Genomic DNA, 11,855 nt, shown 5'->3' on the forward strand with positions numbered 1-11,855 from the left:
TGCTTGTTGTTATCCGTTCGTCCTGAGCTTGTCGAAGGATGCCCCCCGAGGGGGCGCTGCGCCTGCGGACTGGCAGAGCCAGATCCGCGGCCCCTGCTTGACTGAAGAATACTGTGGGGTTCCCGCGCTGCCTGGTTCGAATGGCTTGAGCGGCTAAAATGGCGCGCCATTTGCGTGCTGTCCCGGCGCGCTGGTGTTTTATTTTTTCGGGGCCATGTAGAGGACTACCATGTATAAAAACCTCGTTGCCGCGCTCGCGGCCGCCTGTTTTATTTCACCCGTTTTTTCCCAAGTTGCGGCGCCTGCGAAAACGCCGCTAAAGATCGGTTTTGTTTATGTCGCGCCGATCACCGATGCCGGATGGGTGCGCCAGCATGAAGAGGGCCGCAAGGCCGTCGAGACGGCGCTGAGCGGCAAGGTCGCGACCACTTATGTCGAAAATGTGGCGGAAGGCGCGGATGCCGAACGGGTGATCCGCGACCTGGCCCAGCAGGGCCACAAGTTGATTTTCACGCCCAGCTTCGGCTACATGGAGCCGACGCTGAAAGTCGCCAAGGACTTTCCGGATGTGAAGTTCGAGTCCATCACCGGCTACAAGACCGCCGCCAATGTGGCCATCGCCAATGCACGTTATTACGAAGGCCGCTACCTGGCCGGCATTGCCGCGGGGCGGCTAGCGTCCAGCGCCGGGTATGTCGCGGGGTTCGCCATTCCCGAGGTGATCCAGGGCATCAACGCCTTCACGCTGGGCATGCGTTCGGTCAATCCGGCGGCCGAGGTCAAGGTGGTCTGGCTGGGCGCCTGGTTCGACCCGCCGCGCGAGCGCGAAGCGGCGATGACCCTGTTCAACCAGGGCGTGGAGTTGATCGCCTTTCACACCGGTTCCACCGCCGTGATGGCTGCGGCGCAGGAGCGCGGCAAACTCGCGATGGCCTACCACTCCGACATGCGCAAGGTCGCGCCTGACGCCCAGGTACTGGCCGTCACCCACCAGTGGGGCGATTACTACACCCGGCGCGCGCAAGCGGTGCTGGACGGCAGCTGGAAAAGCGCAGCGCTCTGGGGCGGTGTGAAGGAGGGCATGATCCGCGTCGACAGTTTCGGCCCCAAAGTGCCGAAGAAGGTTGCCGACGAGGTGCTGGCGCGTCAGAAAGACATTGCCGCCGGCAGGCTGCATCCGTTCCGGGCGCGCACGGCACTGCTGGACAACGAGGGCCGCGAAGTGCTGGCTGCCGGCAAGACGCTGTCGGATGCGCAAATTCTGGACATGAATTTCCTGGTACAGGGTGTACTGGGAAAGCTCGCCAAATAAGTCGGCTACGCGTCATGAGCTACCAGGTCAAGGAGATTTTCTATACGCTGCAGGGGGAGGGAGCCAACGCGGGTCGGCCAGCGGTTTTCTGTCGCTTTGCCGGTTGCAACCTGTGGTCGGGGCGTGAGCAGGACCGCAACATGGCCGTTTGCAGGTTTTGCGACACGGACTTTGTCGGCACGAACGGAACCTTGGGCGGCAAGTTCGCCAGCGCTGATGAACTTGCGCGCCGAATCGACGCCTTGTGGCCGGCAGGCGCCGGACATCGCTTCGTGGTGATGACCGGTGGTGAGCCCCTGCTTCAGCTGGATGCCACTTTGATCGAGGCTTTGCATGCGCGAGATTTTGCCATCGCGGTGGAAACCAATGGAACCCTCGCGGCGCCGGACGGTATCGACTGGCTTTGCGTCAGCCCCAAGGCCGGCGCACCCTGGGTGCAGCGTGAGGGCCAGGAACTCAAGGTTGTGTGGCCGCAGCCGCAACTGGCGCTTGACGAACTGGAAGCAGCAAGTTTTACCCATCGCTATCTGCAGCCCATGGACAACCCCGAGCGGCAGCGCAACACCGAAGCCTGCATTCAGCTGTGTCTGGAGCGACCGGCCTGGCGGCTCAGCCTGCAAACCCATAAGATCACCGGCATACGTTAATGAACTACACCATCAGCCAGAAATTTTTCTTTGACGCGGCGCACACGCTCAAACGCGAGATGGAGGCCGACAGCAGCCGCCGCGTGCACGGCCACACCTACAACGCGGAAGTGTTTCTGAGCGGACGGCCTGAGCCGCAGACCGGCATGGTGCTGGACCTGGGACGGGTGCGGCGCGAGGTCGAGCTGCTGCGCCGGGAGCTGGACCACCATTTGCTCGACGACGTTGCCGGCCTGGGCCTGCCCACGCTGGAAAATCTGTGCCGCTTCATTCTTGAAAATCTGCAGCCGCGTCTGCCCGCCCTGAGTGCCGTGCGTGTCTGGCGCGAGTCGGTGGGAGACAGTTGTACGCTGAGCTTATAGTGCCTATAGGCTGGTGCTTATAAACGGGGTCGGCTGCTGCGGTAACCTTGCAAACATGAAAGCCTGGCGCGCCTCCCTCCTTTATTTTCCCGAGCCGGCGCAGGCTGTGCTGGAAACCGACGGCCTGCTGGTGGTCGGCCCTGACGCTTCCGGTCGCCAGGTGGTGCAGGCGGTGGGCAGCTACAGCGCGCTGGCGTCACGCTTTCCTGAACTGGACGTCACCCACCTGCCGGGCCGCATCATCGCCCCCGGTTTTGTGGACATGCATATCCACTACCCGCAGCTTGACGTGATCGGCTCGCCGGCCGAAGGCCTGCTGCCCTGGCTGGAGAATTACACATTTCCGCATGAAAGCCGTTTTTCCGATGCTGCGCACAACAGCGAGGCAGCCACTTTTTTTGTGGACGAGCTGCTGCGCCACGGCGTGACGACGGCGCTGGCCTTTGCCACCTCACACCCCGCCTCGGTCAACGCGCTGCTTGGCGAAGCCCAGCGCCGCAGCCTGCGTTTGATTGCCGGCAAGGTGCTCCAGGACCAGAATTCGCCCGACGGCGTGCGCGACGAAACCGAACAAAGCCTGCGCGATACCGAGGCGTTGATCACGCGCTGGCACGGCGTGGACCGGCTCGGTTATGCGATCACGCCGCGTTTTGTGCCGAGTTGCAGCGAGGCGCAATTGCGCGGCGCCGGTGAACTGGCCGCGTGTTATGCCGATGTCTGGATCCAGTCGCATGTGGCCGAAAACAAGGACGAGGTCGCCTGGGTGCGGAAGCTGTATCCGCAAGCGCGCAGCTACCTGAGCGTGTATGAGCAGTTTGGCTTGCTGCGGCCGCGCGCCGTCTATGCGCATTGCATCCACATCGACGACGAGGACAGGGCGCTGATGCGCGGCACCGGCACGGCCGCGGCCGTGAGTCCGACCAGCAACTTGTTTCTGGGCAGCGGATTTTTCGACTACCAGGCAGCGGACCGGACCGGTTTTCTGTACGGCTTGGCCAGCGATGTCGGCGGCGGCACCAGTTTCAGCCCTTTTCACACCATGCTGGCCGCTTATTACGTGGGTCGGGAAGGCCAGACCAAGCCCGGCTTGTCCTTGAGCCCGCAGCAACTGTGGTGGCAACACACCGGCGGCGCGGCACGCGCGCTGGGCCTTGAAGGAGTGGTCGGCAACCTGCTGCCTGGCTGTGAGGCCGATTTTGTGGTGCTCAACCCGCAGGCCACGCCGCTGCTGGCACGCAAGACCGCGCAGGCGGCCAGTCTGGACGAGCTGCTGTTTGCGCTGATTGTGCTGGGCGACGACCGCGTGGTCGAGAACACCGTGATTTCGCAAGCAGGAACGACCTGACAGAGGTTGATCCGGTTTTTTTTAAGAAAAATAGGCCTCCAGCCCATGTCAAATATGGGCTAAAAGCTATCAAAAAGAGAGCATTTGAAGGCTCAGGGCGGCTAGCTGCTCTGGTTCGGAATGCCATCGATCGGCGCCTCGTCGGTGCCTATGGTGGTCCGTGTGAACGACTCCACCTGTTGGCGCGCTGCCTCCGGGTCGCGCAGCCAGTCGGTGTAGAAACTGAAAGGGCAGGTGGCCACGCCCTTGTCACCGTCACCTGAGTTGATCATGCCGGTGTAGCCGCGGTGCAGCAGTTTGAACAAGTGGTTTTCCGACTGCCCGTTGCGCCGGAAGTCGCGGATCAGGTGTTTGGACAAGGCCGCGTACTGGATGCCCATGTCCTCCTCCCCGCATTCGCCCAGGGTGCGGCCATCGAAGCCGATGATGGCCGAGTGGCCGAAGTAGGAGTAGACACCGTCGAAGCCGGCCGCGTTGGCCACCGCCACATAACAGTTGTTGGCAAAAGCCATGGCCTTGCTGATCAGAATCTGCTGCTCTTTGGCCGGGTACATATAACCTTGGCAGCGCACGATCAGTTCCGCGCCTTTCATCGCGCAGTCGCGCCAGATCTCCGGGTAGTTGCCGTCGTCGCAGATGATCAGGCTGACCTTCAGACCCTTGGGCCCGTCGCTGACATAGGTGCAGTCGCCGGGGTACCAGCCCTCGATCGGCACCCAGGGCATGATCTTGCGGTACTTCTGCACGATCTCGCCCCGGTCGTTCATCAGGATCAGCGTGTTGTAGGGTGCCTTGTGCGGATGGGCTTCATGGCGCTCGCCGGTGATGGAAAACACGCCCCAGACTTTTGCCTCACGGCAGGCGGCGGCAAACACATCAGTTTCCGGGCCGGGAACGGTAGCGGCGTTTTCGTACATCTCGCCGGCGTCGTACATGATGCCGTGGGTGCTGTATTCGGGGAAGATCACCAGGTCCAGCCCGGGCAGGCCCTTTTTCATGCCGACGACCATGCGCGCGATGTTGCGCACGTTGTCCATCACCTCCGCATGGGTGTGAAGGCGCGGCATCGTGTAATTGACTACCGCCACACCGACGCTGTCCTTGCTGCTTGAAATATCGCCGTGAACCATGATCAAACTCCTTGTTGTCTTCAATAAGCCGTTTCACTAACCGTAACTCGCGTGTCTTCAACCAGAACACCGCGGATCTGGCTCTGCCAGTCCGCAGGTGTTGCCCCCTGAGGGGGAGGCGCCGCAGGAGCCTCGGGGGGAAACCATCTCACCGCGGATCTGGCTCTGCCAGTCCGCAGGTGTTGCCCCCTGAGGGGGAGGCTCCGCAGGCGCTTCGGGGGAGCGGCCATCTCTAATGGCTGATCATCCAGGGCCGCTTGCCCGGGAAGGCCTTGTTGCCGTTGGGTGCGGTCACGGTGGCGCCGCGTTTGCCGCTTGAACAGCAGCCGCAGTCGGCCGGGTGTTTGAGCCGGGCGTAACTGCCCGAGTTTTTGGGCTCGTGGCGCGCGCGTTCATTGGTGGCCATAGCGCGTCGCGTGCCGCCTTCCATCAATGCCAGTGCGGGGGCGGTGGCGATGATGCGAGGCGCCACACCGCTGCAGCTCGGGCAGGCTGCGTCCTGGTTGCGCATGGACACCGAGCGCAGCGCGTCGAAGCTGCCGCACTGCATGCAGTTGTAGTCGTAAGTCGGCATGGCGTGCTGCCTACTTCAAGTCGTGCGACAGCGGCATATTTATCTTGCCGTCGATGTGCTTGATCGGACCCGACGCGTTCGGGTTGATGTCGAAGTCGAAAATCTGCGTCGGCAGCCACAGGGTGGCGCAGGCGTTGGGCACATCGACCACACCGCTGATGTGGCCCTGCACGGGCGCCGTGCCGAGGATGGAATAAGCCTGCGCGCCGGAGTAGCCGAACTTCTTGAGGTACTCGATCGCGTTCAGGCAGGCCTGGCGGTAGGCCACGTTGATGTCCAGGTAGTACTGCTTGCCGGCCTCGTCCACGGAGATGCCTTCGAAGATCAGGTAGTCGTTGTAGGCGGGGGTGATCACGCTGGGCTTGAAGATCGGGTTTTTGATGCCGTACTTGGCCATGCCGCCCTTGATCAGGGTGACCTTCATGTGCACCCAGCCGGCCATCTCAATGGCGCCGCAAAAGGTGATTTCGCCATCGCCCTGGCTGAAGTGCAGGTCGCCGACCGACAGGCCGGCGCCGTCAACATACACGGGGAAAAACACTTTGGCGCCGCGCGACAAGTCCTTGATGTCGCAGTTACCGCCGTGTTCACGCGGCGGCACCGTACGTGCGCCTTCGGCGGCGGCTTTGGCTTTGGCCTCGCCGGTCAACTTGCCCATATGGGCGGTGCCGGGTGAGGGCGGGTTCGCCAGGCCGCCCGTCGGGTTGGTATCGATGAGTTGCTGCTCACGTTCGTTCCACAGGTCCAGCATCTTTTTGTCGGGCAGGCAGCCGATCAGACCGGGGTGGATCAGGCCGGCGAAGTTGACGCCGGGAATGTGGCGTGAGCTGGTGAACATGCCCTTGAAATCCCAGATCGACTTTTGCGCTTCGGGAAAATTTTCGGTCAGGAAACCACCCCCGTTCTTTTTGGAAAAGAAGCCGTTGAAGCCCCAGAGGCTGTCGGGTTTGGCACCGATGTCCAGCAGGTCGACCACCAGCAGGTCGCCGGGCTCGGCGCCCTTGACGCCGACCGGGCCCGACAGGTAATGGACCGTCGTCAGGTCGATGTCGCGCACGTCGTCGGCGCTGTCATTGTTTTTGATGAAGCCGCCGGTCCAGTCAAAAGTCTCGAGGATGAAGTCGTCGCCCGGGTTGACCCAGCAGGCCATCGGGATATCCGGGTGCCAGCGGTTGTGGATGTTTTCGTTCTCAAGCGGGGACTTGCTCAGGTCAACCTTGATCAGGGTGTCGGTCATGCTCTTGCTCCTGGAGGGGGTGATGAAACGGGAAAAACGCAGGTAAATTCAGACGGAAAGAAACTGCTTGATGCGCGCCGTGTCGGTGGCGGCGCGTGTACTCTCGTGCACCAGCTGGCCGCCCTCGATGACAAAAAGGCGATCGGCCACGTCCATGGCAAAACTCAGCACCTGTTCTGACACGATGATGGTGATTTCGCGCATCTTGCGGATATCGTTGAGCGCGCGCGCGATGTCCTTGATGATGGATGGCTGTATGCCTTCGGTCGGTTCATCCAGCAGCAGCACCTTGGGGTTGGTCACCAGTGCGCGCGCAATCGCCAGCTGCTGCTGCTGGCCGCCCGACAGGTTGCCGCCCTTGCGGGCGCGCATGTCGAAAAGCACCGGGAACAGCGCGTAGATTTCTTCCGGCACCTGTTTGTGGCGCACGTTTTCCAGCCCGGTCTGGATGTTCTCCAGCACCGTTAGGGACGGGAAAATCATGCGACCCTGCGGCACATAGGCCACGCCTTTGGCGACGCGCTGGTAACTCTCGTCTTTCGAGATGTCCTTGCCGTCGACTTCAATCGTTCCTGACTTCAGCGGCAAGATACCGATCAGCGACTTGAACAGCGTGGTTTTGCCCATGCCGTTGCGGCCCATGATGGCGACGGTTTCATTTTTCTTGGCGGAAAAGCTGATGCCGTGCAGCGCTTCGCTCTGGCCGTAGCTGACATGGAGATTGGTGACGTTAAGCATGGTGTATTCCTTGGTGACTCAGTGGCCCAGGTAGACGTCGATCACGCGAGGATCGGCCTGCACTTTTTCCATCGAGCCTTCGGCCAGGATTTTTCCCTGGTGCATGACGGTCACCTTGTCGGCGATGCGCTTGACGAACTCCATGTCGTGCTCGATGACAATCATGGCGCGGCCCTTGCAGATGCGCTGCAGCAGTTCGGCCGTGAGCTCGCGTTCGCGCACGCTCATTCCGGCAATCGGTTCGTCCAGCATCAAGAGCTCAGGGTCCTGCATCAGCAGCATGCCGATCTCCAGCCACTGCTTCTGGCCATGCGACAGCAGGCCGGCCTCGGTATCGAGCTGCGCTTCCAGCCCGATTTCAGCCGCGACGGCCTGAACCTGGGCCTTGACCTCGTCACTCCTCTTGAAAAACAACGCGCCGAACACGCCGCGCCCGCGCGGAAAGGACACCTCGAGGTTCTGGAACACACTGAGGTTTTCGTAGATTGAGGGCGTCTGGAACTTGCGGCCTATGCCCGAACGCACGATCTGGTATTCGGGCAGTTTGGTCATCTCGCTGTTCTTGAACTTGATGCTGCCGGCACTGGCGCGGGTTTTGCCGCAGATCAGGTCCAGCAGCGTGGTCTTGCCGGCACCGTTGGGGCCGATGATCACGCGCAGCTCGTTCTGGTCCACATAGAGGTTCAGGCTGTCGATGGCCTTGAAGCCATCGAAGGACACGGTGAGGTCTTCCACCGAGAGGACAAAATCAGTGTTGGTCATGCTTGTGTTCCCGGTTTATGTTTGCTGGCCGCTCAGGCCGGCGGGCAGCTTCGGCGATGCGCTGCCGACAGCGGGCGCGGACGGCGGCGACGGTGGCGTGGCTGCCGCATTCTTGCGTTTCGCGAAACGGCCAGCCAACCAGGGTTTGACGCGGTTGTTGTAGACACCGGCTAGGCCGTCGGGGAAGGCCAGCACCACCCCCAGGAACATGCCTGCCATCAGGAACAGCCAGAGGTCAGGGAAACTTTCCGAGAAGTAGGTCTTGCCGAAGTTGACCAGCAGCGCGCCGTAAACCGCGCCGACCAGCGACATGCGTCCGCCTACGGCTGCAAAAATTACCATCTCTATGGACGGCACGATGCCGACCAGCGAGGGCGACATGAAGCCAACCTGCAGCGTGAACATCGCGCCGCCTATGGCTGACAGCATGGCCGCCAAGCAGAAAGCGAAGATGCGGAACATGGCGACGTCGTAGCCGGAAAAACGCACCCGGTCTTCCTTGTCACGCATGGCCAGCAGCAGGGTGCCGAGCTTGCTGCGCTGTATCCAGGCGCACAGCACGATGGCGCCCATCAGCAGGCCGCTGGTCAGAAAGTAGAGGATGTACTTGGCGCTGTCGGTGCGGGTGTCCCAGCCCATCAGGGTCTTGAGGTCGGTCATGCCGTTGACGCCGCCGGTGTAACCCTGCTGGCCGATGATCAGCACGGTCAGGATCAGCGCCACCGCCTGCGTGATGATGGCGAAGTAGACGCCACCGACACGCCGCTTGAACATGGCGTAACCGATGATGAAGGCCAGCAGCGTCGGCACCACCAGGATCAGCAGCACGGTCAGCGGGAAAGACTGGAAGGGTGTCCACCAGACCGGCAGCGCGGTGATCTGGTTCCAGTCCATGAAGTCGGGGATGCCGGGTGTGGACTGGATCTTGGTGGTGATCGGGTCGCTGGCTTCGAGCTTGAGGAACATGGCCATGCCGTAGCCGCCCAGGCCGAAAAACACGCCCTGGCCCAGGCTCAGCACGCCGCCGTAACCCCAGAGCATCACCAGCCCCAGCGCCACGAAGGCGTAGCTGAGGTACTTGCCGACCAGGTTCAGGCGGAACAGGTCCAGCGCCAGCGGAAACACCAGCAGCAGGACCACCGCCAGCAGCAGCACACTGCCCAGGCTGTTGCGCTCTACCCATAACTTGATGCTGTTCATGAAAAACTCCGGTTGTCGGGGGTGGCGGTGAAAAAGAGCGCTTGTTTCAACGCCGCACCTTGGAGGCAAACAGGCCCTGCGGGCGCAGCATCAAAATCGTCACGATGGCCATCAGGGTCAGCACCTTGGCCATGGAGCCGGTCATGAAGAACTCGGCAATCGACTGGGTTTGCGCAATGCCGAAGGCCGAAACCACAGTGCCCAGCAGACTGGCCGCTCCCCCAAAAGTGACGACCAGAAAGGCATCGACGATGTAGAGCGAGCCGCTGGTCGGGCCGGTTGAGCCTATGGTGGTGAAGGCCGCGCCGGCGACGCCGGCGATGCCGCAGCCAATGGCGAAGGTCAGCCGGTCGGTCTTTTTGGTGTTCATGCCGGTGGCGTTGGCCATCACGCGGTTGGCGACGGTGGCGCGCACACGCAGGCCCCAGCGCGACTTGTGCAGCGCGATCAGCACGCCGCAGGTCACCACCAGCGTCAGCGCCATCACGAACATGCCGTTGATCGGGATGTCCAGGCCTTCGGCCGGCGCCCAGGAACCCATCAGCCAGTCGGGCAAGGTCGGGCTGACTTCCTTGGCGCCAAAGGTGGTGCGGAAGATCTGCTGCATGCCCAGCGACAGGCCCCAGGTCGCCAGCAGGGTGTCCAGCGGGCGTTTGTAGAGGTGGCGGATGAAGGCCCATTCGGCCAGCCAGCCGGCGGCAAAGGCGAAGGCGAAGGCCGCGACGATGGCGAAGGGAAAATATGCCTGGACGAAACCGGGTGCATAGGTCTCGGACAGGTGAGAAAACAGGTAGATGGTGTAAGCGCCAATGGTCATGAACTCGCCGTGTGCCATGTTGATGACACCCATCTGGCCAAAAATAATGGCCAGTCCCAGGCCCATGAGAAGCAGCACGGAAAACAGGCTCAGGCCTGCAAAGCCTTGCATCAGGCCGATGTTGAGCATTTCGGAAAGGGTCATGGCAGGCTCCGGGGACGGCGTTGAAGGGACGTGGCGTGTACCGCTGGGAAGCCCCTGCCGGCTCACCCCGCCACGGCGGCGGAGTGAACCGGCAAGGGCGCTCTTTCTCTTCTCTCTTTACTGGTAACCCTTGGGGAAAGGATTCGGTTCAATCAGCGCCGTCGATTCGGCCACCACCTTGAACTGGCCGTTGGTTTGTGCCTGGCCGATACGCGCCTTGCTCCACAGGTGGTGGTTTTCGTGAATCTTCACGTAACCTTCCGGCGCGGTTTTCAGCTCGATGCCAGCCGATGCGGCGGCGATCTTGTCCACGTCGAAGCTGCCGGCTTTCTCGACTGCGGCTTTCCACAGCCAGGGGCCGAGGTAGCCGGCCTGGGTCACGTCGCCGATCACCGCGTCCTTGCCGTACTTGGCCTTGAAGGCGGTGACAAAGGCCTTGTTGTTCGGGTTGTCCAGCGACTGGAAATACTTCATGGAAGCGTAGAAGCCGTTCATGTTTTCACCGCCAATGCCCAGCACCTCGTCCTCGGTCACCGAGATGGTCAGCAGGAATTGCTTGGCAGCGGTGACGCCGGCGGCCTTGAGCTGCTTGTAGAAAGCGACGTTGGAGCCGCCGACCACGGCGATGAAGATGCAGTCGGGCTTGGCCACCTTGATCTTGTTGATCAACGAGTTGAAGTTGGTGTGGCCCAGCGGGTAGTACTCTTCACCGACAACCTTGCTGCCCGCCAGATGCGCTTCGATGTGTTTGCGGCCGATCTTCATCGAGGTGCGTGGCCAGATGTAGTCGGAGCCGACCAGAAAGAAGGTCTTGGCCTTTTTCTCTTTCGAGGCCCAATCCAGGCCATACAGGATCTGCTGCGTGGCTTCCTGGCCGGTGTAGATCACGTTTTTGCTCTGCTCCAGGCCTTCGTAAAAGGTCGGGTAGTAGAGCATGCCGTTTTCCTTCTCGAAGATCGGCAACACGGCCTTGCGCGAGGCCGAGGTCCAGCAGCCAAACACTGCGGCAACCTTGTCGTTGACCAGCAGCTTCTTTGATTTTTCGGCAAAGGTCGGCCAGTCGGAGGCGCCGTCTTCCTTGATGACCTTGATCTTGCGGCCCAGCACACCGCCCATGGCGTTGATCTGGTCGATGGCGAGCTGCTCGGCCTGGATCGAGCCGGTTTCCGAGATCGCCATGGTGCCGGTTGCTGAATGCAACTGGCCTACCGTGACTTCGGTATCTGTGATGGCCAGCTTGGTGGTGTTGACCTTGGCTGTGGGGAAGGCCTGCGCCTGGGCCCAGCCTGGCAAACCTGCGAGCGGCAGGGCGGCGGCCATGCCCTGCACAAGTCGCCTGCGGTTGATGAGGGAAGGCTCGGAAGATGGATCGCGATCGTCGTTGGACATGATGCTGGGCTCCTGCGGTTGATGAAAAAGTGAACGGAAGAAAAAGGGCGCTTGCTCAAACGGATCATGTTCACAAGCGAGCGCAGGCCCTATACGTCAATCAACGTAGGCCATCGTCCTGAGTGCATGCACCAGATGCGGGCACGCTTCTTGCGGACCGGTCTGGAGGGCGCCCGCAGCCCTGCTTTCGCCACACGG

12 protein-coding genes are annotated in these 11,855 nt (G+C 61.7%); 4 read left to right on the top strand and 8 right to left on the bottom strand.

Annotated features, from left to right (window positions below; genetic code table 11):
- The first annotated feature begins 229 nt into the window (after positions 1 to 229).
- The 4 genes from IEX16_RS16385 to guaD are packed head-to-tail and all read left to right on the top strand — an operon-like array spanning position 230 to position 3,666.
- On the top strand, positions 230 to 1,312 hold the full coding sequence (locus tag IEX16_RS16385; protein ID WP_188709564.1) for a BMP family ABC transporter substrate-binding protein: 1,083 nt from the start codon (positions 230 to 232) through the stop codon (positions 1,310 to 1,312).
- Between the two features lie 14 nt (positions 1,313 to 1,326).
- Positions 1,327 to 1,959 carry a 7-carboxy-7-deazaguanine synthase gene (gene queE, locus IEX16_RS16390; protein WP_188709565.1) on the top strand — a complete coding sequence of 211 codons (633 nt, stop codon included), beginning with the start codon at positions 1,327 to 1,329 and terminating at the stop codon, positions 1,957 to 1,959.
- Positions 1,959 to 2,321 (top strand): 6-carboxytetrahydropterin synthase, encoded by a 363-nt coding sequence (locus tag IEX16_RS16395; protein WP_188709566.1) that lies wholly within the window; start codon positions 1,959 to 1,961, stop codon positions 2,319 to 2,321. The genes queE and IEX16_RS16395 overlap by 1 nt, the downstream gene beginning before the upstream one ends.
- A gap of 55 nt (positions 2,322 to 2,376) precedes the next feature.
- Positions 2,377 to 3,666 carry a guanine deaminase gene (gene guaD / locus IEX16_RS16400; protein ID WP_188709567.1) on the top strand — a complete coding sequence of 430 codons (1,290 nt, stop codon included), beginning with the start codon at positions 2,377 to 2,379 and terminating at the stop codon, positions 3,664 to 3,666.
- Positions 3,667 to 3,767: 101 nt separating this feature from the next.
- Here guaD and IEX16_RS16405 read toward each other — a convergent pair whose 3' ends face one another.
- The 8 genes from IEX16_RS16405 to urtA all read right to left on the bottom strand — a co-directional run bounded on the left by IEX16_RS16405 (position 3,768) and on the right by urtA (position 11,657).
- The gene (locus tag IEX16_RS16405; protein ID WP_188709568.1) at positions 3,768 to 4,796 is read right to left on the bottom strand and encodes an aliphatic amidase; all 1,029 of its coding nucleotides are present in this window, start codon (positions 4,794 to 4,796) and stop codon (positions 3,768 to 3,770) included.
- A gap of 232 nt (positions 4,797 to 5,028) precedes the next feature.
- Entirely contained in the window at positions 5,029 to 5,370 is a 342-nt protein-coding gene (locus IEX16_RS16410; RefSeq protein WP_188709569.1) for an FmdB family zinc ribbon protein, read from the bottom strand.
- Positions 5,371 to 5,380: 10 nt separating this feature from the next.
- Positions 5,381 to 6,607, bottom strand: a complete 1,227-nt coding sequence (gene fmdA, locus IEX16_RS16415; RefSeq protein WP_188709570.1) for a formamidase — start codon at positions 6,605 to 6,607, stop codon at positions 5,381 to 5,383.
- Between the two features lie 48 nt (positions 6,608 to 6,655).
- Positions 6,656 to 7,345 carry an urea ABC transporter ATP-binding subunit UrtE gene (urtE, locus tag IEX16_RS16420; protein WP_188709571.1) on the bottom strand — a complete coding sequence of 230 codons (690 nt, stop codon included), beginning with the start codon at positions 7,343 to 7,345 and terminating at the stop codon, positions 6,656 to 6,658.
- Positions 7,346 to 7,363: 18 nt separating this feature from the next.
- The gene (gene urtD / locus IEX16_RS16425; protein WP_188709572.1) at positions 7,364 to 8,107 is read right to left on the bottom strand and encodes an urea ABC transporter ATP-binding protein UrtD; all 744 of its coding nucleotides are present in this window, start codon (positions 8,105 to 8,107) and stop codon (positions 7,364 to 7,366) included.
- A 15-nt stretch (positions 8,108 to 8,122) separates the two neighbouring features.
- On the bottom strand, positions 8,123 to 9,307 hold the full coding sequence (gene urtC, locus IEX16_RS16430) for an urea ABC transporter permease subunit UrtC (protein WP_188709573.1): 1,185 nt from the start codon (positions 9,305 to 9,307) through the stop codon (positions 8,123 to 8,125).
- Positions 9,308 to 9,353: 46 nt separating this feature from the next.
- Complete coding sequence (urtB, locus tag IEX16_RS16435) at positions 9,354 to 10,268, bottom strand: urea ABC transporter permease subunit UrtB (protein ID WP_188709574.1); 915 nt, start codon at positions 10,266 to 10,268, stop codon at positions 9,354 to 9,356.
- A 117-nt stretch (positions 10,269 to 10,385) separates the two neighbouring features.
- Entirely contained in the window at positions 10,386 to 11,657 is a 1,272-nt protein-coding gene (gene urtA / locus IEX16_RS16440) for an urea ABC transporter substrate-binding protein (RefSeq protein ID WP_188709575.1), read from the bottom strand.
- Positions 11,658 to 11,855: the final 198 nt, after the last annotated feature.

The sequence above is a fragment of the Polaromonas eurypsychrophila genome, from assembly GCF_014641715.1.
Classification (GTDB): Bacteria; Pseudomonadota; Gammaproteobacteria; order Burkholderiales; family Burkholderiaceae_C; genus Polaromonas; species Polaromonas eurypsychrophila.

Bases quoted from the DNA above. Each gene is read 5' to 3' on its own strand.
- IEX16_RS16385 (WP_188709564.1), top strand. From the start codon at position 230: ATGTATAAAAACCTCGTTGCCGCGCTCGCGGCCGCCTGTTTTATTTCA.
- IEX16_RS16395 (WP_188709566.1), top strand. From the start codon at position 1,959: ATGAACTACACCATCAGCCAGAAATTTTTCTTTGACGCGGCGCACACG.
- queE (WP_188709565.1), top strand. From the start codon at position 1,327: ATGAGCTACCAGGTCAAGGAGATTTTCTATACGCTGCAGGGGGAGGGA.
- fmdA (WP_188709570.1), bottom strand. From the start codon at position 6,607: ATGACCGACACCCTGATCAAGGTTGACCTGAGCAAGTCCCCGCTTGAG.
- urtC (WP_188709573.1), bottom strand. From the start codon at position 9,307: ATGAACAGCATCAAGTTATGGGTAGAGCGCAACAGCCTGGGCAGTGTG.
- guaD (WP_188709567.1), top strand. From the start codon at position 2,377: ATGAAAGCCTGGCGCGCCTCCCTCCTTTATTTTCCCGAGCCGGCGCAG.
- urtA (WP_188709575.1), bottom strand. From the start codon at position 11,657: ATGTCCAACGACGATCGCGATCCATCTTCCGAGCCTTCCCTCATCAAC.
- urtD (WP_188709572.1), bottom strand. From the start codon at position 8,107: ATGACCAACACTGATTTTGTCCTCTCGGTGGAAGACCTCACCGTGTCC.
- urtE (WP_188709571.1), bottom strand. From the start codon at position 7,345: ATGCTTAACGTCACCAATCTCCATGTCAGCTACGGCCAGAGCGAAGCG.
- urtB (WP_188709574.1), bottom strand. From the start codon at position 10,268: ATGACCCTTTCCGAAATGCTCAACATCGGCCTGATGCAAGGCTTTGCA.
- IEX16_RS16410 (WP_188709569.1), bottom strand. From the start codon at position 5,370: ATGCCGACTTACGACTACAACTGCATGCAGTGCGGCAGCTTCGACGCG.
- IEX16_RS16405 (WP_188709568.1), bottom strand. From the start codon at position 4,796: ATGGTTCACGGCGATATTTCAAGCAGCAAGGACAGCGTCGGTGTGGCG.